16 protein-coding genes are annotated in these 21,774 nt (G+C 71.4%); 15 read left to right on the top strand and 1 reads right to left on the bottom strand.

Annotation, left to right across the window (positions count from 1 at the left end; translation table 11 throughout):
* Positions 1–49: 49 nt before the first annotated feature.
* The 14 genes from ACFYZJ_RS10360 (at position 50) to ACFYZJ_RS10295 (ending at position 19,147) form a co-directional block, all read left to right on the top strand.
* Positions 50–1,468 (top strand): 3-phosphoshikimate 1-carboxyvinyltransferase, encoded by a 1,419-nt coding sequence (locus ACFYZJ_RS10360; RefSeq protein ID WP_388565194.1) that lies wholly within the window; start codon positions 50–52, stop codon positions 1,466–1,468.
* Complete coding sequence (locus ACFYZJ_RS10355; protein ID WP_388565192.1) at positions 1,465–2,748, top strand: aminotransferase class III-fold pyridoxal phosphate-dependent enzyme; 1,284 nt, start codon at positions 1,465–1,467, stop codon at positions 2,746–2,748. Before ACFYZJ_RS10360 ends, ACFYZJ_RS10355 begins: the two co-directional genes overlap by 4 nt.
* Entirely contained in the window at positions 2,745–3,986 is a 1,242-nt protein-coding gene (locus ACFYZJ_RS10350) for a Coenzyme F420 hydrogenase/dehydrogenase, beta subunit C-terminal domain (protein WP_388565189.1), read from the top strand. The genes ACFYZJ_RS10355 and ACFYZJ_RS10350 overlap by 4 nt, the downstream gene beginning before the upstream one ends.
* Positions 3,983–5,044 (top strand): alcohol dehydrogenase catalytic domain-containing protein, encoded by a 1,062-nt coding sequence (locus ACFYZJ_RS10345; RefSeq protein ID WP_388565187.1) that lies wholly within the window; start codon positions 3,983–3,985, stop codon positions 5,042–5,044. Before ACFYZJ_RS10350 ends, ACFYZJ_RS10345 begins: the two co-directional genes overlap by 4 nt.
* Positions 5,041–7,008: a non-ribosomal peptide synthetase gene (locus ACFYZJ_RS10340; protein WP_388565185.1), complete on the top strand. Its 1,968-nt coding sequence runs from the start codon at positions 5,041–5,043 to the stop codon at positions 7,006–7,008. Before ACFYZJ_RS10345 ends, ACFYZJ_RS10340 begins: the two co-directional genes overlap by 4 nt.
* On the top strand, positions 7,001–11,716 hold the full coding sequence (locus ACFYZJ_RS10335; protein WP_388565183.1) for a beta-ketoacyl synthase N-terminal-like domain-containing protein: 4,716 nt from the start codon (positions 7,001–7,003) through the stop codon (positions 11,714–11,716). The genes ACFYZJ_RS10340 and ACFYZJ_RS10335 overlap by 8 nt, the downstream gene beginning before the upstream one ends.
* A gap of 3 nt (positions 11,717–11,719) precedes the next feature.
* The gene (locus tag ACFYZJ_RS10330) at positions 11,720–12,751 is read left to right on the top strand and encodes a MupA/Atu3671 family FMN-dependent luciferase-like monooxygenase (RefSeq protein WP_388565181.1); all 1,032 of its coding nucleotides are present in this window, start codon (positions 11,720–11,722) and stop codon (positions 12,749–12,751) included.
* Complete coding sequence (locus tag ACFYZJ_RS10325) at positions 12,748–14,088, top strand: condensation domain-containing protein (RefSeq protein ID WP_388565178.1); 1,341 nt, start codon at positions 12,748–12,750, stop codon at positions 14,086–14,088. Before ACFYZJ_RS10330 ends, ACFYZJ_RS10325 begins: the two co-directional genes overlap by 4 nt.
* Positions 14,085–15,056 carry an acyl carrier protein gene (locus tag ACFYZJ_RS10320; protein ID WP_388565175.1) on the top strand — a complete coding sequence of 324 codons (972 nt, stop codon included), beginning with the start codon at positions 14,085–14,087 and terminating at the stop codon, positions 15,054–15,056. The genes ACFYZJ_RS10325 and ACFYZJ_RS10320 overlap by 4 nt, the downstream gene beginning before the upstream one ends.
* Positions 15,057–15,106: 50 nt before the next feature.
* The gene (locus tag ACFYZJ_RS10315) at positions 15,107–15,592 is read left to right on the top strand and encodes a flavin reductase family protein (RefSeq protein WP_388565172.1); all 486 of its coding nucleotides are present in this window, start codon (positions 15,107–15,109) and stop codon (positions 15,590–15,592) included.
* Between the two features lie 26 nt (positions 15,593–15,618).
* Positions 15,619–16,116 carry a GNAT family N-acetyltransferase gene (locus ACFYZJ_RS10310; protein WP_388565169.1) on the top strand — a complete coding sequence of 166 codons (498 nt, stop codon included), beginning with the start codon at positions 15,619–15,621 and terminating at the stop codon, positions 16,114–16,116.
* A gap of 77 nt (positions 16,117–16,193) precedes the next feature.
* Complete coding sequence (locus ACFYZJ_RS10305; RefSeq protein WP_388565166.1) at positions 16,194–17,315, top strand: acyl-CoA dehydrogenase; 1,122 nt, start codon at positions 16,194–16,196, stop codon at positions 17,313–17,315.
* Between the two features lie 219 nt (positions 17,316–17,534).
* On the top strand, positions 17,535–18,716 hold the full coding sequence (locus tag ACFYZJ_RS10300; protein ID WP_388565163.1) for a 3-deoxy-7-phosphoheptulonate synthase: 1,182 nt from the start codon (positions 17,535–17,537) through the stop codon (positions 18,714–18,716).
* A gap of 227 nt (positions 18,717–18,943) precedes the next feature.
* The gene (locus ACFYZJ_RS10295; protein ID WP_388565160.1) at positions 18,944–19,147 is read left to right on the top strand and encodes a hypothetical protein; all 204 of its coding nucleotides are present in this window, start codon (positions 18,944–18,946) and stop codon (positions 19,145–19,147) included.
* Between the two features lie 114 nt (positions 19,148–19,261).
* Here ACFYZJ_RS10295 and ACFYZJ_RS10290 read toward each other — a convergent pair whose 3' ends face one another.
* Positions 19,262–19,939, bottom strand: a complete 678-nt coding sequence (locus ACFYZJ_RS10290) for a macro domain-containing protein (protein ID WP_388565158.1) — start codon at positions 19,937–19,939, stop codon at positions 19,262–19,264.
* Positions 19,940–20,127: 188 nt separating this feature from the next.
* On the opposite strand from ACFYZJ_RS10290, the gene ACFYZJ_RS10285 reads away from it, so the two are divergent.
* The gene (locus tag ACFYZJ_RS10285) at positions 20,128–21,744 is read left to right on the top strand and encodes an ADP-ribosyltransferase domain-containing protein (RefSeq protein ID WP_388565155.1); all 1,617 of its coding nucleotides are present in this window, start codon (positions 20,128–20,130) and stop codon (positions 21,742–21,744) included.
* Positions 21,745–21,774: the final 30 nt, after the last annotated feature.

Here is a 21,774-nt window from a genome sequence, read left to right as displayed (position 1 = left end):
CCCCGGTCCCCCACCGACCCGGACGGCCAACCACCGTTGGAGTGTTCTCGTGCACGAGTTACCGGACTACGACAAGCCCCTGACGACGTCGGCCGACCTGGTGGTGGACGGCGGCCGACGTCACCCCGCCACTGCGTCGCTCACCGTCGAGGTGCCGGGTGACAAGTCGGTGAGTCATCGCGCTCTGCTGGCCGCCCTGCTCCCGGGTGCTCCCTCCCGGCTCACCATCCGCAACGTCAACACCGGCGGCGCGGTCCGCGCTTTGCTGCCCGCGATGCACGCCCTGGGAGCACAGACGGTCGTCGAGGACGGCACCCTCGTGGTGGAGCGGAACGGCACGGTCGTCCCCCAGCCGGTGCGCACCCATCCGGACGTCGCCGACTGGCCGGACGACGTCCCCTACCTGGACACCGGCGGTTCCAGTGCCGCCGCCCGGCTGCTGATCGGAGTGCTCGCCGGGAACGGCCGAGCCGCCGTCGTGGACGGGGACGACGTGTTGCGGCACCGGCCCATGGACTGGCTCGTCACCCCGCTCAACCACCTGGGTGCGGACATCGAGTACCTGGGGGAGCCCGGTCGGCTGCCGGTGCTGGTCCGCGGCACGGTGCACCGCTCCGAAACGGTGGAGCTGACCGTGGGCAGTGCGCAGGCGCGCTCCGGAGTGCTCCTCGCCGCGGTCGCCGCCGGCCTGCCGGCCGATGTGCGTCATCCGGTGCGTTCCCGGGACCACACCGAGCGCATGCTCGCCGCCTTCGGTGCCCGGCTGACGCCGGCGCCGGGCGCCGTCCGGTACGACGGAAGTCCGTACACCGTGCCCGAGGTCATCGATGTGCCCGCCGACCCGTCGCTCGCCGCGTATCCCGTCGCCGCGCAACTGCTGTGGGGCGACGCGGGCGAACTCAGGGTGCCGGATGTCTGTCTCAACCCCACCCGCCTCGGCTTCTTCGAGGTGCTGCGCCAGGCGGGTGCGGCCATCTCCTACCAGGACGAGCGGGTCGCCTCCAGCGGCGAGCGGGTCGGCACGATCGTCGTCCGCGGCGGTCTGCGGGACGTCCACGCCGTGCGGGTCGACGACCCGGCCACCCTCCACGCCCTGATCGACGAGGTGCCGCTGCTCGCCGTCGTCGCCGCCCGGCTGCCCGGCACCTCATGGATCGGCTGCGCCGAGGAGCTGCGGTTCAAGGAGACCGACCGCCTGACCACGACGGCACGGATGGCCGCGGCCTTCGGTGCGCACGTCGAGGTGGCGGGGGACGGTCTGAAGGTGATGGGCGGAGCACCGCTGACCGGCGGTCCGGTGCCCGCCTTCGAGGACCACCGCATCGCCATGGCGGCCGCCACCCTGGCCGTGAGCCTGCCCGGACGCACCACCGTCCTCGGCGGTGCCTGCCACCGTACGTCATTCCCCGGCTTCGCCGACGCACAGCGTGCCGTAGGCGCCACGATCACCGAGGTTCCCAGGACATGAACAACGCGCAGGCAACAGCCGCGGAAGAGGCAGTGTCGACCGGTACGGTACTGGGGCCCGCCTTCCGGGCCGGCGACGGCCCATGGCTGTACGACGAGGACGGCTCCGCCTGGTTCGACGGTACGTCGGGCAGCGGCGCGGCGACGCTGGGCCACCAGCACCCCGCGGTGGTCGCGGCCGCCGCGACCCAGCTGAACCAACTCGTGCACACCGGATGCAAGTTGGGTTCGCAGGCGCGGACCGGCATGGTGCGGCGACTGGGCGAGCTCTCGCCGTACCGGACGCCTGCCGTGCTGCCGGCGGTGACCGGGGCGGAGGCGGTCGAGACCGCGTTGAAGATCGCCCGGGCGGCCACCGGTCACCGGGCGGTGGTCGGCTTCACCCACGCGTACCACGGCAAGACCGCCGGTGCGCTGGGGCTGACCTGGCGTGCGGAGTTCAAGAAGTACAGCGCCCTGCCGTCCGGGTCGGTGGTCACCGCGTCGCTGCCCGACCCGCGCACGCCGCGCCACGATGATCCCGACGGCATCACCGCCGCACTGGCGGGACTGACCGAGGCGCTGGACACCGCCGACCGGTTCGGCGGTACCGCCGCGGTCGTGCTGGAGCCGATCCAGGTCACCGAGGGCCTCCTGATCGTTCCGCCCCCACTGCTGGACGAGATCGCCCGAGCGGCCCACGCCAGGGGTGCCCTGCTGGTACTGGACGAGATCTACACCGGACTCGGGCGTGCGGGCCGCCTGTTCACCGCCGAGTTGATGGCGGAGACTCCTGATCTGACGCTGGTGGGCAAGACCCTGGGCAACGGGTTTCCCGTCAGCGCCGTCGTGGGCGAGCGGGACGTGGTCAACGCCCTCCCGGCCGGCGTGCAGACGTCCACCTTCTCCGGCAGCCCGCTCAGCTGCGCCGCCGCCTCGGCGGTGCTGGACACGATCGTCGAGCAGGACGTGCCCGGCCGCGCGAGGTCGCTGGGCGACCGGCTGGGCACCGACCTGGGGAAGCTGGCGGCCCGCTTCCCGTGGATGACCGCGGTACGAACGGCGGGAGCCCTGGCGGCCTTCGACTGCGTACGGGACGGGACGTACGACCCGGCGCTCTCCCAGGCCGTCCGGAGCGCGGCGCTGGCCGCCCGGCTCCTGCTGTTCGGCGGCGGGCCGGAGGGCGCCACGGTGAAGATCGTCCCGCCGGCGCTCCTGGAGGAACGGGACTACCGGTTCCTGATGGACAGCCTGGCCGCGGCCGTGGCCCAGGCGGACGGCTCGGAGGCCACCCCGATATGAGCTTCGAACAGCTGGTACATGACGTCCTCGAGCCCGATCTGTGCACCGTGTGCGGGGCCTGCCAGCTGGCCTGCCCAGCCGGTGTCATCGGCTTCGACGGCCTGGAGCCGGTGCTGACCGAGCCGGCCTGGACCGAGTCCGACTGCGGCACGTGCGGCGACTGCCTCGCGGTGTGCCCGGGTGCCGATCCCGCCACCCGGCAGTCCGAGGAGCGGCTGTTCGGCCGGGGCCGCGACGCCGAGGAGCGGTGGACCGGCATCTTCTCGGAGGTCCTCGCGGGCCACGCGTTGGACGCCGAGGTCTTCGAGGCGTCCGCGAGCGGGGGCAGCCTGACGGCGCTGCTCCAGGCGGCCATGGTGGTACTGGACGTCGACGTGGTGCTGGCGATGGGCCGCGACCCCGACGAACCGTGGCGTGCCGCACCGGTGATCGTGCGCGATCCCGGCGACCTGATCGAGACGACCCAGTCCACCTATCAACTCGCCCCCTACTTGGGGGCGTTACGCGAGACCATGCTCGAGCATCCCGAAGCGAAGGTGGCACTGACCGGAGTCGCCTGCCACATCCAGGCGATGCGCAAGCTCCAGGCCATGGACACCGAGGCGGGACGGTGGGCGCGGGACCAGGTCGTGCTCATGATGGAGCCCGCCTGCTCGTCCAACACCCGTCCCGAAGGAACCCGCGCGGTGATAGAGGGGCGGGCCGAGGTGCCCGTCGAGTCGGTGGTCCGCCTGCGCTACCGCGAGGGCGCCTACCCGGGTGAGATCTCCGTGCGCACCGATGACGGCAAGGACCACCGGGTCGCGTTCTGGCAGGCGGTGCGGGACTTCGCCGGGAACAAGACACATCGCTGTCTGTCCTGCGGGGACTGGATGTCGGGGCTGGCCGACGTGAGCGTCAGCGACGGCGACCCGAACATCTTCGCCGCCAGCGCGGGCGACGGTGAACGGGCCAAGCACGGCAGGGTGTTCGTGCGCACCAAGGCCGGGGCCGAGGCGGTGGCGGGGGCCGGCGCGCAGGGCTTCCTCGCCGTCAGCCCGGTGGAACTGAAGGGCCTCAACCTGGGGCTGGAGCGCAAACGCAATCGGCGGGCGTCCTACGAACGATCCGGCGGGCCCATCCCGGCCGGACCGATACCCGGCCATCGCGAGGAGCTGGAGATCGTCCCCGACGAACGGTGGATCGCGGCTCCCGACGGGACGACGGACCGGGCATGGGAACGCGGGGAGGACGAATGACCTCCGTCGCCGACCACCCCCACCTGACCTCGCGCCGGCTCCTGGCGGGCGGTCGCCCCCTGCCGCGCACCGAGCAGGTGCGCGTCGGCCCGCCGGGCCGGGGCGAGCTGCGGGTCCGGGCGGCCTACAGCCTGGTCAGCCCCGGCACCGAACTGCACTACCTGGACCGCTTCGCGGGTACGGGGCAGGACTTCCCGCTCGGCTACTGCTCGGCCGGTGTGGTGGACGCCGTCGGCCCCGGGGCGACCGGGTTCGCGGTGGGCGACCGGGTGATCGCGATGAGCTGGGGCGAGGCCGTCCACGGCGATGTGGTCACGGTGCCGTACCGGCTGTGCCGACGCGTCCCCGGCGGAATGGATCTGGCGGACGCGGTGGTGGCGAACCTGGCGGCGACCGCCGTCCACGCCGTGGACCGGGCCGTCCTGCGGCCCGGGGACGAGGCCGCGGTGGTCGGCGCCGGCATGGTCGGACTGCTGGTCGGCCAGATCGTCGCCGCCCGCGGGCACCGGGTCACCGTGCTGGACCTGCGGCCCGAACGGGTCCGGACCGCCGAAGCGCTCGGACTGGGCGCGCTGACCGGGACGCGGGAGTTCTTCGCGGACGAGACGACTCCCCCTCCCCCGGATGGCCGTTGTGTCTTCCTGTGCGGCACCGGGGAGGCGAGCGACACCGTGGCGGCCGCCTCCCGATGGGCGGGGCGCGCACCCGGCCGGTCACGGCTGATCGGGGTCGGCCGCTTCTCCGCGCACGTCGAGTTCAGCGTCGAACTGGGCAATCTGGACATCCGTTATGCGGCCCGCTGCGGTGCCGGCTACCGCGACCCCGACTACGCGCGAGGACTCACCGACGTCACTCCGCCCGAAGGCGAGGGCACCGTCACCCAGAACCTGCAACGAGCCCTGGACCTGATCGGCGAAGGAGCCGTCCGCCCCGACCGGATGGGCCTGTCGCGCCTCCCGCTGGAGCGCGCCCAAGAGGCGTACGCCGAACTCCGGGAACGCCCCGCGCATCCCGCCGTGGTCTTCGCGTACGGACATCAGGAGGAGACCCGGTCATGACGAACGCGGGCAGCAGCACCCGAACCGATCACCGGCCCTTCCCCACGGCCGACGCGGCACGGAGCCTGGCCCACCGCTTCCTGGAAGTGGCCGCCGTACACCCCGCCCGCGAGGCCGTGGTCACCCCCGGGGTCCGCTGGACCTATCGGGAGACCGAAGAGCGGTCCGCCCGTGTCTGCGCGGCTCTCGTGGCCAGGGGACTGCGCCCCGGGGAGCGCGTGGGTCTGCTCTTCTCGCACGGAGCGGAGATGATCGCGGCACTGCTCGGTGTCCTGCGCGCCGGGCTCTCCTATGTGCCGCTCGACGCCGCGTACCCGCAGCAGCGCCTCGCCTTCATGGCGGGTCATGCGGGCATCCGCGCGCTGATCACCGTCGCCGAACACGCGCCGGCGGCCGAACGGCTGGCCGGTGACGGCTGCCCGGTGCTGGACTACGCGGAGCTGGTGCGGCGGCTTCCCCAGGGCGACGAGACCGCCGTACGCGCCGCTGCGGAGGGCGAGGCGTACGTGCTGTACACCTCGGGCTCCACCGGCCGGCCCAAGGCGGTGGCGCAGCTGCACCGCAACGTGCTGCACCACACCAGGGCCTGGACCGACGGGCTGGGGATCGGGCCGCTGGACCGGCTGTCCCTGCAGTCCGCCTACAGCTGGGACTCGGCGGTCCAGGACACCTTCTCCGCGCTGCTGAACGGCGCGGCGCTGTATCCGGTGGACCTCAAGTCACTCGGCATCACCGGTCTGTTGGAGTGGATGGCGGCCGAGCGCCTCACCGTGTACCACTCGACGCTTCCCGTCTTCCGGGCGCTCGTACGTGCCATGGAGACCCGGGGAATCCGGCTTCCCGCGCTGCGCATGCTCGCCCTCGGCGGGGACACCCTGCACCTGGCCGACCTGGAGGCGTGCCGCACGTACTTCGACGCGGGCTGCCAGGTCGCCGGGGCGTACGGGTCCACCGAGTGTTCGTGCGCCCTGTTGCGGGTGGCCGACCTCAGCTACCAGCCGCCCACCGGGGTCTTCCCCCTCGGCGACCCGGTGCCCGAGACCATCGTCCGTCTGGAGGACGCTCAGGGGCGCACCGTCGTGGGCGCCGGGGAAGGCGAGATCGTCGTGGCCAGCCGCTACCTCGCGCCCGGCGCTGCCCCGGACGGCCGGACCTACCGCACCGGCGACCTCGCGCGCCGGCTGGACGACGGAACGCTGCTGCTCATCGGGCGCCGTGACTTCCAGGTGAAGATCTCGGGCATCCGGGTGGAGACCGGCGAGGTGGAAAGCGCGCTCAAGCAGCTTCCCCAGATCCGGGAGGCGGTGGTGATGCCGTTCACCGACGGGCTGGGCGAGCGGCAGCTGGCGGCCTATGTGGTGGGCCGGGACGGGGCGCGGATCGAACCCACCGCGCTGCGTTCACAGTTGCGCGGCACGCTGCCCGACCACGCGGTACCGACCGCCTACGTCCCGCTGGACGAGCTGCCGCTGACGCCCAACCACAAGATCGACCGCGCCGCGTTGCCCGATCCGCCGGCCGCCGCCCGGCACGACACCGCGGCCCGGGACACCCGCGGCGGCGGCACGGTGGAGGAGACCATCGTCGCGGCGTGGCGCGAGGTGCTGGGGGTCGCGCGGCCCGGCCTGGACGACAACTTCTACGACCTGGGCGGGACGTCGCTGCGGATGGTCGCCGTACACGAGCGGCTCACCCGCACCCTGGCCCCCTCGCTGCGGATGACGGATCTGTACCGGGCACCGACCATTCGCTCGCTGGCCCGCTTGCTCGACACCTCACCGACGTCACGGGCCGACGGCGGTGGCGGAGAACCGCCGGAAGGAACGGCCCGAGGAGCGCGCCGCCGTGCCGCACACGCGGCCCGCCGGTCCGCGGTCCGCGCTCTGACCCGTAATCCGAACACCGCCATCGTCCCGCTCTCGGGTGACGGCTGGAACACCGCCTCAGGAGACGTACGTGACTGAACGACTTCAGGAAGATGCCTCCGCGGCCGGACGGATCGCCGTCGTCGGTCTGGACTGCCGCTTCCCGGGCGCCCGTGACCACCATGAGTACTGGCGCAACCTGCTCGCGGGGACCGATCACATCTCGGACCTCGACGAGGAACGACTGCGCGCCGCCGGCGTGCCGGAGGAGATGCTCGCGCACCCCCGGTACGTCCGCAGGGCCGCGGTGCTCGACGACGTCGACAAGTTCGACGCGTCGTTCTTCTTCCTCAGCGCGCGGGAAGCCGAACGGATGGACCCGCAGCTGCGCCTCTTCCTGCAATCGGCCTGGGCGGCGCTGGAACACAGCGGCCATGACTCGGAGGTGTACCAGGGCCGCATAGGCGTCTTCGGCGGGTCGCTGCACAGCACCTACCTGCTGAACAACGTGCTGACCGGCGAGGCCGGGTACAACGGCTCGCTGCACCGCATGCAGCAGGACATGGCCACGCTGATGGGCAACGACTCCAACTACCTGACGACGCGGGCCTCCTACCACCTCAAGGTCATGGGGCCGAGCATCGCCGTGCAGACCGCCTGCTCCACGTCCCTGGTGGCGGTGCACCTCGCGATGCAGAGCCTGCTCGCGCAGGAGTGCGATGTGGCGCTCGCCGGCGGTGTGGCAATCCGTTTCCCGCAGGAGGCCGGGTACCTGCACGAGACCGACGGCATCACCTCGGCGAGCGGTGTCGTGCGGCCCTTCGACGCCGGGGCGGACGGCACGATCTTCGGCAACGGCGTGGGCATGGTGGTGCTCAAGCGGCTGGAGGACGCACTGGCCGAGGGCGACACCGTCTGGGCCGTGCTGCGCGGCTCGGCCGTGGGCAACGACGGCAACGACCGCGCCGGCTACACCGCGCCGGGCGTCACCGGCCAGGCCGCCGTACTCGCCGAGGCCCTCGGTGTCGCGGAGGTCGACCCCGCCACCGTGAGCTACCTGGAGGCACACGGCACCGGCACCCGAATGGGAGACCCGATCGAGCTGACCGCCGTCGCCCAGGCGTACGGCGCGGACCGCGCCGGGCCGCTCACCGTGGGATCGGTCAAGGCCAACATCGGGCATCTGAGCACGGCCGCCGGCATCGCCGGACTCATCAAGTGCGTCCTGATGCTGCACCACCGCACGCTCGTGCCGACACCGCACTTCACCGAGTGGAACCCGGAGTGCCAGGCCGACGCGGGACGCTTCCGCGTGGCCACGGCCGTGGAGCCGTGGCAGGCCGGCGAGGGACCGCTGCGCTGCGCCGTCACCTCGACCGGGATGGGCGGTACCACCGCGCACGTGGTGCTGGAGGAGGCACCCGCGGTGCCGGCCTCTCCCACGGCCGCCCCCGCTCCGCCGGTCGTGGTGCTGCCGGTCTCCGCCAAGTCGCCGGCCGCGCTGGAGAAGGCGTGCCACGCGCTGGCCGACCATCTGGAGGCCACCGCCCCGGACCCCGCCGCACCGGATGCGCTCGGCGACATCGCCCTGGACGACGCCGCCTACACCCAGGCCACCACCCGCCACACCTTCGACTACCGGGCCGTGGTCACCGCGCCGGACCGGGCGAGCGCGGTACGCGCCCTGCGCACCGCCGACCCGCGGTTGGTCTACCGTGACTCCGGCCAGCCCGCCGTGCGTCCGGTCACCTTCCTGCTGCCCGGCCAGGGCGCCCAGTACCCCGCCATGGGCCAGGGCTGGTACGAGCACCTTCCGGTGTTCCGCAGCACGCTGGACGAGTGCGCCGAGCTGCTGCGGCCCCACCTCGGGTTCGACCTCAGGGACGCGCTGTACCCGCGGCTGCGGGGGTACGAGGGCGAGCCGCACGACCTCAACCGCACCCGCCTGATCCAGCCCGCCCTGTTCGCCACGGAGTTCGCGCTGGCCCGGCAGTGGATGGCGTGGGGCATCCAGCCCTCCTCGCTCATCGGCCACAGCATCGGCGAGTACGTCGCGGCCACCCTGGCAGGCGTGTTCGCGCTGCCCGATGCGCTGCGGGTGGTCGCCGAGCGGGGCCGCCTGGTGGAGGAACTGCCCGCCGGTGTCATGACGGCCGTCATGACCAGCCCGGAGGAGCTGGCCTCCTACATGGCCGAGGGAGTCGATCTGGCGGCCGTGAACGAGCCCGCGGTCTGCACCGTCGCCGGCACCCGGGAGACGATGCGGGCGCTGACCGCCAAGCTCACCGCCGACGGCGTCCCGCACCGCAAGGTCGCCACCTCCCACGCCTTCCACTCCGCGATGATGGACGCGGCCGTGGAACCGCTGACCGAACTCGTGCGCCAGGTCGAGCTGCACCGCCCGAGGATCCCGTTCGTCTCCAACAGGTCGGGCACCTGGATCCGCGACGAGGAGGCGACCGACCCGGCGTACTGGGGCGCGCACCTGCGGGACACCGTACGTTTCGCGGACGGCGTGGCGACCGTGCTGGCCGAGGGCAACCAGGTCTTCGTGGAGGTGGGTCCGGGCCACACGCTGGCGACCTTCACCCGCCGTCACCCGGATCGGGAGACCGGTGTCCCGGTCGTCACCTCGGCGGCCCGCGGCAAGGACCCGGACGCCGATGTCACCGCGGTCAACGCCGCGTTGGGGCGGCTGTGGGCGGTGGGGCTGACGCCCGACTGGCCGGGCTACTACGCGGGACGCGGGCGCCGCAAGGCACCGCTGCCCACCTACCCGTTCGAAGGCACCCGTTACTGGATCGAGCCAGGTTCGGGTGTCCTCACCGGCAGCGGCACCTCGGCGGTGCGCAAACTGCCGCTGGACGAGTGGTTCTCCACCCCTGTGTGGCGACCGGCCGTCGGCACGCTCGACACCGAACCGGCACAGCTCGCCGATCCCGTCCTGCTCTTCGCCGACGCCGGCGGCACCGCCGCCCGCCTGGCCGGCCTCGCCTTCACCGGTGAGGTGCTCACGGTCGTCGCGGGCGAGGAGTACGCTCGCGACGGGTCCGCCTTCACGGTGCGGCCCGATTCCGAGGAGGACCACAGCCGACTGGTCGGCGAGCTGCTCGCCGAGGACCGGCTGCCCGGACGGGTGGTGCACGCCTGGTCCACTGCGGCCCTGCCCGCCGAGCGCGGCATTCAACGCTTCGAGCAGGCCCAGCGCAACGGGCTCTACAGCCTCATCGCCCTGGTGAAGGCCCTCAGCGAACACAATGTCACCCGGCCCGTGCAGCTCGACCTGATCAGCGCGGGAGCCTACGCGGTCAGCCCCGCCGAACCCGAACCCGCGGCCGAGCTGGTCTCGCTCTCGGTCGCCGCCCGTGTCATCGGTCAGGAGCACGGCAACATCGGCGCACGCCACTTCGACCTTCCCGCGGTCGTCGACGAGCGGTCACTGCGTACCCTCGCCGCCGAACTCGCCACCGTGCGGCGCCCGGAGCTCGCGGTCACCCTCCGGGGGGCCGGCCGCTGGATCGCCGACCTGGAGCCCGTGCGCGCCGACTGGTCCGCCGACGCGCGCTCACGGCTGCGGGAGGAGGGCGTGTACCTCATCACCGGGGGTCTCGGCGAGATCGGCTCCACCATCGCCCGATGGCTGCACGACGAGACACGGGCACGCCTGGCGCTCCTCACCCGGGAGGCGCTGCCGGAGCGCGACACCTGGGACGCGTGGCTGAGCAGCCATGAGGCCGATGACGAGACCGCACTGCGGATCACCCGGCTCAGGGAGCTGGAGGCCCTGGGCGCCGAGCCTTTCCTGGTGCACGCGGACGTGGCCGACGCCGACGCGTTGGGGGCCGCGGTGGAGCGGGTCGAGGAGCACTTCGGCGCGCTGCACGGCGTCATCCACGCCGCGGGCCTGCCCGGCGAGCGGTGGGACCGCGCCGTCACCAGCGCGAGCGTGGAGCAGTGCCAGTGGCACTTCGTGCCCAAGGCGCACGGCCAGATCGCCCTCGAGAAGGTCCTCGCGGACCGCCCGGTCGACTTCTGCCTGATGCTGTCCTCGCTCGCCGGGGTCCTCGGCGGCCTGCGGCTGCTGGCCTACGGCGCGGCGAACCACTTCATGGACGCCGCCGCCGAACGCGCCAACCGCGGCCTGGACCGCACCGTGTGGATCAGCGCCGCGTGGGACGTCTGGCAGCACCACCAGGACGAGAAGCGGGCGATCTCCGCGATCGGCCGGAGCATGGACGACAAGGCGATCCAGCCCGACGAGGGACTGGAGGCCATCCGACGGCTGCTGACCCTGCGTGACGTCTCCCATGTGGCGGTCTCCACCTGGGACATCGGCCACCGGCTGGACCAGTGGGTGCGCGACGAGCGGCTCGTCCAGCCGTCGGCCGGTACCACAGCGATCACCGAGGGGCTCGGCACCGGCGGCACCACGGACCTGACCGAGCAGGTGCTCCGGATGGTCCGGGACGCGCTGGGCGACACGGAGATGCCGGCGGACGGCGACATCTTCGAGTTCGGCGGTGACTCGCTGCTCATCGTGCGGCTGCTGTCGAACGTCCGTGAGTTGTACTCCGTCGAGGTGCCGCTGGCCGACGTACTCGTCGAGGCGACGCCCGTCGCCCTCGCCGGACTCGTCCAGCAGCGGCTGGACGCCCGCGAGGAGGCCGAGCAGAGCGGTCAGGCCGGTCAGGCCGGTGACAGCGACGAGATCGAGGCGCTCGCGGCGGAGCTCGCGGCGCTCGCCCCGGAGGACGCCGAACGGCTGCTCGCCGATGAGGCCCAGGAATCCCAGCACGAGGAGCGCTGACTTGTGGACTTCAGCCTGATCTTCTTCTCCGGCGACGAGAAGAACAAGTACCGGTTCGTCTTCGACGCCGCCAAGTACGCCGACGAGAACGGCTTCACCGCGATCTGGACGCCCGAACGGCACTTCCACCGCTTCGGCGGCCTGTACCCCAACCCGTCCGTCCTCGGAGCCGCCCTGGCCACGGCGACGCAGCGACTGCAGATCCGGGCCGGCAGCGTCATCCTGCCGCTGCACAGCCCGATCAGGGTGGCCGAGGAATGGGCGGTGGTGGACAACCTCTCCCAGGGACGCGCCGGACTCGCGCTGGCCACCGGCTTCAGCCCGGTCGACTTCAGCATCAACCCGTCCGGCTGGGAGGACCGGCGGCGCCGCACCTTCGAGGCCGTGGAAACGATCCGCGAACTCTGGGAGGGCGCCCCGGTCTCGGTCCAGGACGGCCTCGGCAACCATGTCGAGATCGAGCTTCACCCCCAGCCGGTCCAGCCCGAGCTTCCGATCTGGCTCACCTGCACCAAGAGCGCGGACACCTTCGAGACGGCCGGCCGCCTCGGCTGCAACGTGCTGACCGGCCTCATCGACATGACCAACGAGGAGTTGGAGGAGAAACTCGCCCTCTACTACAAGACCCTCGACGCCTACGGGCACGACCCGGAGGACGCGAAGGTCACGCTGATGCTGCACACCTTCATCGGCACCGACCTCGACGAGGTGCGCGACATCGTCTGGCCGCCGTTCACCGAGTACCTGCGCTCGTTCCTCACCGTCATCGACTCGCAGAAGAAGAACCTGGCACCGGGGGCCGGGGTCCGCGACATGTCGGAGGGCGACCAGGAGCAGCTGATCAAGTTCGCCTTCGACAAGTACTTCGAGAAGGGCGCGCTGCTCGGTACCCCCGACTCCTGCGTGGCCGTGGTCGACCGGTTCAAGGGCATGGGGGTCACCGAGATCGCCTGCCTGATCGACTTCGGCGTCGACGAGAGCCTCGTCGTGCAGAGCCTCGGCCAGCTCAACGAGCTCCGGAGGCGCTACGCATGACGTCGTCCCTGCCCGCCGACCTCGCCACCCGGCTCGCGGCCCTGACCCCCGAGGCGCGCGCCCGCCTGCTCGCCAAGGTCCGGCAGCAGCGGCGTCCCCAGGAACGGCTGACCCCTGGCCAGCTGCGGCTGTGGCAGGCCCACCACGACACGGGGGGCCGGCCCGTCGACGTGGTCTGTCAGGCCGTGCACCTGACGGGCGCACGGGTCGATCTCGATGTGCTGGCGGACCGTGTACGTGGTTTCGCCGACACCCATGAAGCGCTGCGCACCACCTTCGAGGCGACGGACGACGGCGTCCGCCCGGTGGTGCACCCGCGGCTGCCACCGGCGCTGACCCGCACCCGGTTCGCCGACGAGGCGCAGGCCCATGCGGCGGCGAAGGAGCTGGCGCACGAGCCGTTCGATCTGGCACGCGGCCCGCTGCTGCGGGTGGTCCTGGCCGAGGGCGCCTCGCCCGAGGAGGCGTGGGTGCTGGTGGTCGTGCACAACCTGGTCTTCGACGCGTGGTCCTTCGAGCTCCTGCTGGACGAACTCGCCCGCGAGGACGGCAGCGCCCCGCCGGCGGCGCTGCCCTTCAGCCGGTTCGCCCACGAACAGGCCGCCTGGGTGGCGAGTGCCGCCGGGCGGGCGGCCGGCGAGCACTGGGCCGGCGAAGTCGCCGACGCGCCCCCGCCGTTGCCCACCGACCGGCCCCGAAGGGCGCCCTCGCGGCGCCCCGGAGGCCGGGTCGCCTTCGCCCTTCCGGGAGCCGTCGCCCGAGGGCTCGCCGCGTCCGCCCGGCAGGCCGCCGCCTCCACCTACGCGGCATGGCTCGCCGTCGCCTGGGCGGCGATCGCCGAATGGGGCGCGTCGCAGGACGTGCTGCTGGGCACGTTCGTCGCCGGCCGGGACCGGCCGGGCACCGAGCAGTCCGTCGGGTACCTCCTCAACGTCCTTCCGGTACGGCTGCGCGATCCCGGTGACGGCACACACGCCTCCCGGGTCCGGGCCGTCAACGCGGTCACCCGGTCAGGGCTGCGGCACTCCGCGTACCCCGGCGAGCTGATCGAGGCCCCGCGCCGGGTGCCGGGCACCCATCCGCTGTTCGACGTGGTCTTCGTCTTCGACAACCTCGGCGAGGCCACCCGGACCATCCAGGGGGCCGAGGTGACCACCGCGGACCTGGACAAGGGCGTGGCCCGCTACGACCTGACACTCGCCGTCTACCCCGACGCGGACGGAGCGTCGGGCTGGCTGGAGTACGACACCGATCTCCACGACGCGGCCACCGTGCACCGCCTGGCCGAGCGGTTCACGGCCCTCGCCGAAGCGGCCGCCGAGGAGGCCGGCCGGTGATCACACCACGCCTGTGCGCTCCGGCGTATGAACTCGGGGAACACGCCGAACCCGTCTGCGAGCTGCCGGAGCTGCTCGCCGCGCCCGCGACCGCCGCCGATCTGACCTCACCCGCCGCGGGGTTCGTCACCTACCGTTGGTCGGAGGCGCCGGTGGTGGAGCTGATGGCCGCCTGTGTCCAGCGCTGCCTGGCCGAGTCGCAGGTATCGGGCAGCGAGATCGACACGGTGCTGCTGGTCACCGACTCCCTGCCGCACGACCGCACCGCCCACCGGGACGTCGCCGAGCTCCTGGAGGAGACCGGTATGACCGGCGCGACGGTGGCCACCGTCGGCATGCTGGACTGCGCGACGGCCATGGTCGCCGTGGGCACGGCGGCATCCCTGGTCCGCGACGGCACCGCCCGCCACGTCATGGTGGTCAGCGGTGACCTGGCCGACCTGTCCACCGGCGGGGACCGCATCGTGGCCGGCGGCGCGGCCATCGCCAGCGACGGAGCGGCCTGCGTGCTGGTGTCGGCCGACGCACCGGGTCTGCCGGTGCTGGCCATGGCGCACCATGCCACCGCCGGGCAGGAGCGCGGCAGCGTACCGCCGCAGCGGCAACTGCTCTCCCGTATCACCGCCTACCGTGAACTGTTCGCCCGGCTGTCCGCGCGGCATCCCGTGCGGCCGGCCGAGACGGTCGTGCTGCCGAGCAACTTCGCCCGCGACGTGATGCGGATGTATCTGACCGACGTCGGATTCGACAGTGAGCGGATCGTCCTGGACGGGGTGGGTCGCATCGCGCACTGCCAGGGCAGTGACCCGCTGATCAACCTGGCGGACCGGCTCGGCGAGCCGAAGCCCGCCGACGCGGCCGGGCGGGACCCGGAGACGCTCGTCCTGCTCGGCGCGGGAATCTCGCACCTGGCGGCCGTACTCGTCGGCGCGCGCCCGCTTCCACCGCACAGGGAGGGATCCTCCTGAACGCCTACCTCGCGGACGAGCAGTCGGTCACGGCGACCAGGCTGCGCGCTGTGGCACGCCGTCTACCCACCGGGGTCACCGTGGTGACCAGCGGGCGGGGAAAGGACGTCCACGGCATGACGGTGAACTCCTTCACCACGCTGTCGCTCTCCCCTCCCCTGGTGTCCTTCTCCGTGCAGCAGAGCGCCCGGATCAGGAAACTCATCGAGGTCTCGGGCGGCTTCGTCGTCAACGTGCTCGCCGCGGAACAAGCCGATCTGGCCCGCTGGTTCGCGAACCGGGACCGGCCGACCGGAGAGGACAGTTTCACCGAGGTCGACACGGCGGAGGCCCCGTCGACCGGTGGCATACGGATTGCCGGTACGATCGGCCATTTCACCTGTCGGACGGTGCAACTCATCGATGCGGGAGACCACACCATCGTCATCGGCTCGGTCACGGACTGCGCGTCGCGGGACCAGGCACCGCAACTGCTCTTCGCGGACGGCGAGTTCCACGCCCTGCGGACCCGCCGGAGTGATGACCCGCACGCGTGAGGACACACTCCAGGAAGGAAAAGCTGGTGACGGCCGTACGTATCCGTGAACTCCGCGAGAGCGACTACCCCGGACTGATCCGCCGAGTCGACGACTGGTGGGGGCGACCGATCTTCCACATGCTCCCGCGGCTCTTCCTGCGCCACTTCCACGCGACCAGCCTGGCGGCGGTCGGTGGGAGCGGAGAGACCGTCGGATTCCTGGTCGGCATCGTCTCGCCCTCGGAGCCGGGGGAAGCCCACACGCACTTCATCGCGGTCTCCCCGGAGCACCGGCGGTCCGGGCTCGGCAGAGCCCTGTACGAGCGGTTCTTCGCCCTCGCCGGCGAGCGTGACTGCCGGACCGTCACCGCCGTGGTCTCGCCCGTGAACACCCGGTCCCAGCGCTTCCATCTGTCGGTGGGTTTCCGGCCCGTCCCGCTGGACGAGGAGGCGAGCTCCGGGGACGCGGCGACGGAGCTGCCGGTCTGGAAGGACTGGGACGGCCCGGGTGAGGACCGCATCAGGTTCTCGTACGCCTTGTGACGGCGACCGCCTCAACCGCGGCCCCGGTCGCACCGTCCGCCGGTTCACCGAGAGGAACTGAGAGGAAGAGACAGGCAATGAACATTCTCGCCGCGGAGAGAGCGGTACTGGACCGGACGCTGCCCGGGTTCGACGACTGGCTGGCCAAGCTGGGCCAGGCGGCCGCCGAGGATCCCGATTCCCAGGTCATCGAGGAGTTCCGCAAGGCAGGAGGCGGCAATCTCCTGATCCCGTCGCGCTTCGGGGGCAAGGGCCTGAGCTGTCTGGAAGGGGTACGCCTCCAGCGAGCGGTCGGCAGCCGGGCCCCCTCGCTGGCCGTCGCGACCACCATGCACCACTACAAGGTCGCCTGGCTGGCGCAGGTGCTGGACGGCGGTGAGGCCGACGACGTCCTCGGAGACATCGTCTCGCAGCGTCATCTCGTGGCGTCCTGCGGTGCCGAGGGACGCTCCGGCAAGCAGCTGTTCGCGCCCGGCATCGAAGTGTCCCCGGGCGAGGGCGGGCTGCTCATCTCGGGTACCAAACGCCCCTGCTCCCTGGTCCGTTCCATGGGTCTGCTGACCTTGCTGGCGCCCGGGCCGCAGGGCTCGCCCTATGCGGGTCAGCTGCTGATCGTGATGGTCCCGGCGGACGCACCGGGGCTCACCTGGGAGCCGCTCTGGGCGAACCGGGTCCTGCGCGCCGCGCAGACCGATGCCGTGCTGCTGAACCGGGTGCACGTGCCGGACCACAGGATCGTGCCGCTGGGTGATCCGGAGCGGAGCCTGCCGCGCCTCAACTCCCTCATGCTGTTGTTCCTTCCGCTCATCACCGCCGCCTACCTGGGCATCGCCACCGGTCAGGTCGAGCGGCTCTTCCTCGAGGGACGCGGAGCCGCCGTCGACCGCCTGGCCGCCTTGGGCCCGCTGGAGACGGCGTCGGCGGCCGTGGAGGCACTGGCCCGCGAGGTCGACAGCGGGCCCCACGACGAGATGCTCCTCGGCCGGATGCTCCTGGTCAGGTACACGGCGCAGCGCGCCATCGCGGAGGCCACCGACCGCGTCCTGGAGCTTCTCGGGGGAATGTCGTTCGTCACCAGCGGCGACAACGTCGACCTTCTGGCGGCGAGCCGTGCCCTGGCCTTCCACCCGCCGGCGGAGAGCGCGATGCGGGAGCGCATGGACGACTGGCTGAACGGGGGTGGTCTCACCCTGGTGTGAACGGTGTCCCGGGACCACGCCGGCCGCCGTCCAGCCGCCGCGCCGAGCCGAGCCGAAGCGAATGCTTGCGAGTGACTCTGCCGAGAGATCGCCACGGGGGAAGCCTGAAGCGCCTTCATGGTGTCGTGCGACCGCGTCGCTGACATGAGTTCCCGTGGTTACTTCAGGTTCTCCTGAGCCTCCTGGATTCTTTCGGCCCGACCACAGGAGAACCATGTCATGACCACTCTGAAACCAACGACGGAGCAGGTGACCGCGCAGCAGCCGGAATGGCCGGATCCGGAGCTTCTGGCAGAGGTCCGGAAGGCCCTGCAGGCACGCCCCGCCCTGGTCACCCCCGAAGAGATCGACCAACTGGCCGACCGGATGGCCAAGGTGGCGGCCCGCGAGGCGGTGGTTCTGCAAGGGGGCGACTGCGCCGAGCTGTTCGCAGATGCCACGGCGGCCGCGGTGCGTCGCAGACTGGACCAGTTACGGGAACTGAGCTCGCTCATCACGACGGAACTGAACACGCCGGTCGTCACTCTGGGGAGGATGGCCGGGCAGTACGCCAAGCCGAGGTCGGCCACGCACGAACGGTCGGAGAACGACGAGCTGTTGCCGGTGTACCGGGGCGACGCGGTCAATGACGTCGCGGCGGACGCGCGGGCCCGCACCCCCGATCCGTTACGGCTGCTCACTGCATACGACTGCGCGGCCAAGACGCTTGCCGCGGTGCGCGAGGACTGGGCGGAGCACGCTCCGGCCGAGCGCGCCCATGTCTCGCACGAACTGCTGCTCTTCCCCTATGAACTTCCGTTGATACGCGACGACGGGGGCGGCAGGTACTCCTCGTCCACGCACTTCGGCTGGATCGGTGACCGCACGAGGCGGCTGAATGGACGGCACATCGCCCTCGCGCGTTCGGTCCGCAACCCCGTGGGGGTGAAGATCGGGCCCAGCGCCGCTGCCGAGGAGGTCGCCGAGCTGGCCACGATCCTCAACCCCGACCGCAGCCCGGGACGGCTGACCTTCATCGTGCGCATGGGTGCCGACCGCATCGACCAGTTGCTCCCTCCGGTCGTCGAGGCGGTCGCGGCGAGCCGGGTACCGGTGGTCTGGTTGAGCGATCCCATGCACGGAAACACCATCCGCCACGGTCAACACCTGAAGACCCGTTCCGTTCGCACGATCGTCGACGAAATCGAGTCCTTCGTGCGGATCCTGTGCCGGCAGCGCCAGTGGCCGGGGGGACTGCACCTGGAGATGACGCCGGAGCCGGTCACCGAGTGCGTCTGGACCCCTGCCGATGTCGCGACAGCCGAGTTCCCGCGGTACCGGTCGCCCTGCGATCCCCGCTTGAACCCGGAGCAGGCAGCGGAAGCGGTGGAGGCCTTCACGTCACTGCTGCGGTCGCTGTAGCGGGCCGGGCGGCTTCCGGCACCCAGGTGACGATCGCGGAGCTCGACCCAGACCCAGCTACTCAGCGTAGCGCAGTGGTTGCAGAGTGACAGGACAGCCCCCCGCCAACGAAAACAGTCACAAAAAATGCGAAAACGGGCGCAACCGGACTCGAACCGGTATAAAGTGGGCATCGCGCATTATCCATGCGCGCACCACCGCGACAGCCCGCACGCCAGGAGAAACGCATGACCCACGGAGCGAACGCCGCTCCCGCACCGAACCCCCGCGCCGACGCGACTTCAGCCTTCGGATGCGAAACCTGCAGCGGCTGGGGAACCGTGATCACCCAGGGGCGCCACGAGCTGTGCTTCACCTGCCAGCCCCACACCGATGAAGAGGACGACAACAGCACGACATCCCAGACCACACCGCAGCCGCGCAACGCCTGATCTCCTCGGTCACGGGCCCACATGGACGTATGCCGCCCAGCTCATCACGGCTTGAGGACGCGCTCTCCGCACGGCCCCTGTCGCGGCATGCAGGGCAAGCAGCCGAGTGCCTCGTCAGCGGCGCGAGGTGGCGCGCCCGGGCGGCGCTATGCGGACCCGCTTGTCCGCGGGCGCGCTCTCGATGTCGTCGAGCTGCGCGACGATCGTGCTGCGCAGGTCGTCGTAGTCCTCGAAGGAGTGGTCGTTGAAGAGGGTGTAGCCCGTCCACATCAGGTTGGCGCACACCCGCGCCGGCACTCGGCCGGTCTGGGCGCCCATGCCGACCAGCGCCACCGAGCGGATGCTGCCCGGTGCCCTGTTGTTCTGCTGGTGGATCCCCTGGAAGGCGGCGGCGCAGGCCAGGGCCACGTTCAAGGTCTCCCTGACGTTCTGCGAGGACGTCTCCATCGTCGGCGTCGAGATCAGGAACCTCGGCTTGACCGCCCCTGACGGAACGCACACCGCGCTGCCCACCGGGAGCGTTCCCGCGAACTGACTGCGGATCGCCTTCTGCACCCGCAGCTGGATGCCCGCGCCGAGATGCCGCTTGATGACGGCGTCGACCCCGCCGTCCATCCGCCCCCGGGAGTTGGTGGGGCTGACCCAGGCGTCGACGTCCTCGTCGAGGATCGACCCCTTGCGGATCTCGATCTCAGGGGTGTCGGCGAAGGCCGCCCGCCACGCCTCCACCACCGCGGTGTTGATGTCGGTCAGCACGACCCTGAGAGGCGACTGCACGCGGTCTACGGTCATGGTTCACTCCGATCGGGAACGGTCACTCAACTGATCGGGACGCTACCGCGCCCCACTGACAGAGCAGCCGCCCGGCCCCGCGCCCGCACCAACGGACGGGCGCTGTCGGTGGGCTGACATATCCTCATGGGCACTTCGCCGACCAGGCCTTCCACCAGCACGGTTCGACCATTCGGAGTCCTTCCACCATGAGCGCTGCCCACACCCCTGCCACGCCCGACCCCAACGACCCGCTGGTCCTCGCGGAGCTGTTCGAGGGCGGCGGTGAACCCTGGCTTCCACTGCTGAAGCCGGTCATCGAGGCGCAGCCGGACGCGGCCGCGTTCATCGGCCCGGGCCGCAGCCCTGAGGTGGTCCCCGTCCGCGAACTGACCTTCCAGGCGCTCAAGCCCAACGCGCCGCACAAGTGGAAGGTCGTCATCTTCGGCCAGAACCCGTACCCGCGGCCGGAGAGCGCCACCGGCATCGCCATGTTCGACAACACCTTCCACGACTGGAAGGACAGCCAGTTCGGCAGAGTGGTCAGCATCCGCTGCATCATCAAGGCGGCGGCGATGTGGAAGTACGGCATTGCCAAGAAGACCCCTATAGCCGACATTCGGGCGCTGTTGAAGAAGCGGGACACCGTCCAGCCGCCGGAGTGGTTCCAGGCGATGCTCACGCAGGGCGTCCTGCTGCTGAACGCGGCGCTGACGGCCAGCAGCGACGGGGCGATCGGAACCGACCGCCACACCGGGTTCTGGCGGCCGGTCGCCGAGCGGATCGTCGAGGAGATCCTCAAGGCGAAGCAGAGCGCCGACGAGGAGGACCGCGCAGTCGTCTTCGCCTGGTGGGGGGCGCACGCGCGCAGTCTGAAGAAGGTCGTTCTCCAGCTCCAGAAGAAGTACCCCGAGGTCGAGGTCCGGCACATCGACCACGCCAACCCCGCAGCGCAGGGCGACATCTTCTGCGACGGCGACCACTTCGGGATGGTGAACGCGGCCCTCGCATCGCTGGGCGTCGACGAGATCGACTGGCTGCCCAGCACCGGCTGGAACAAGCTCGCGGCGCAGACCGGCGGAGCCGACGGCGACGTCGCCGACCGCATGGGCGCGTTCATCGCGTCCACCATGGAGCTGCACCAGCTGTACCTGGACCGGCTCTCCGGCGTGAAGGACGAGGGGCTTGTCCTTCCCGCGATCACGGGCGTGTTCGACACCCCGCTCATGGAGTTCCGCGATGCCGTCGCCCCGGTGGCCGCGCTGCTGCCCGGGCTGGGCCGGCACGTCGACCGGTCGCACGAGTTCGGCAAGCGGCGGGCGGACGAAGCGTCCGACGGCCTGACGGCCGAAGCGATCGCCGCCCTCTTCCTCTACACCTGCGAGTCCGCCTTCTACCGGGAGATCAACGCCACCCTGCGCTCCCCGGACCGGGCCAGGCTCGTGCCCTACCTGCCGTATCTCCGCCTGCTGTTCTCGGCGGTGTCGCAACTCCCCGTCCGAACCGAGCCGTTGTGGCGGGGGGTGTCGCTGGACCTGCGCGCGCAGTACCCGCTCGGTCGGACCGTGACCTGGTGGGGCGTGTCCTCATGCACGTCCCAGCTCGGCGTGGCGAAGGCGTTCCTCGGCAGCCGTGGCAAGCGGACGCTGTTCGAGGTGGTGCCCGCCCGGGCCGTGGGCATCCGCGACTTCTCCGCGTTCACCGGCGAGGAGGAGTTCATCATCCTGCCGGGCACCCAACTGAAGGTGACGGATGTCAAGGTCGAGCGCGGCGGCCTGTGCACCGTGAAGCTGACGGAGCTGGACGAGCAGCCCCTGGTGTCCTGACCAAACGCCGGCGCCGGGCACCGCCCCCGG

Source organism: Streptomyces sp. NPDC001848, from assembly GCF_042891915.1.
GTDB lineage: Bacteria > Actinomycetota > Actinomycetes > Streptomycetales > Streptomycetaceae > Streptomyces.
This window is presented reverse-complemented; position numbering and strand designations above follow the sequence as displayed.

Bases quoted from the DNA above. Each gene is read 5' to 3' on its own strand.
- ACFYZJ_RS10295 (WP_388565160.1), top strand. From the start codon at position 18,944: ATGACCCACGGAGCGAACGCCGCTCCCGCACCGAACCCCCGCGCCGAC.
- ACFYZJ_RS10290 (WP_388565158.1), bottom strand. From the start codon at position 19,939: ATGACCGTAGACCGCGTGCAGTCGCCTCTCAGGGTCGTGCTGACCGAC.
- ACFYZJ_RS10325 (WP_388565178.1), top strand. From the start codon at position 12,748: ATGACGTCGTCCCTGCCCGCCGACCTCGCCACCCGGCTCGCGGCCCTG.
- ACFYZJ_RS10300 (WP_388565163.1), top strand. From the start codon at position 17,535: ATGACCACTCTGAAACCAACGACGGAGCAGGTGACCGCGCAGCAGCCG.
- ACFYZJ_RS10355 (WP_388565192.1), top strand. From the start codon at position 1,465: ATGAACAACGCGCAGGCAACAGCCGCGGAAGAGGCAGTGTCGACCGGT.
- ACFYZJ_RS10345 (WP_388565187.1), top strand. From the start codon at position 3,983: ATGACCTCCGTCGCCGACCACCCCCACCTGACCTCGCGCCGGCTCCTG.
- ACFYZJ_RS10350 (WP_388565189.1), top strand. From the start codon at position 2,745: ATGAGCTTCGAACAGCTGGTACATGACGTCCTCGAGCCCGATCTGTGC.
- ACFYZJ_RS10305 (WP_388565166.1), top strand. From the start codon at position 16,194: ATGAACATTCTCGCCGCGGAGAGAGCGGTACTGGACCGGACGCTGCCC.
- ACFYZJ_RS10340 (WP_388565185.1), top strand. From the start codon at position 5,041: ATGACGAACGCGGGCAGCAGCACCCGAACCGATCACCGGCCCTTCCCC.
- ACFYZJ_RS10285 (WP_388565155.1), top strand. From the start codon at position 20,128: ATGAGCGCTGCCCACACCCCTGCCACGCCCGACCCCAACGACCCGCTG.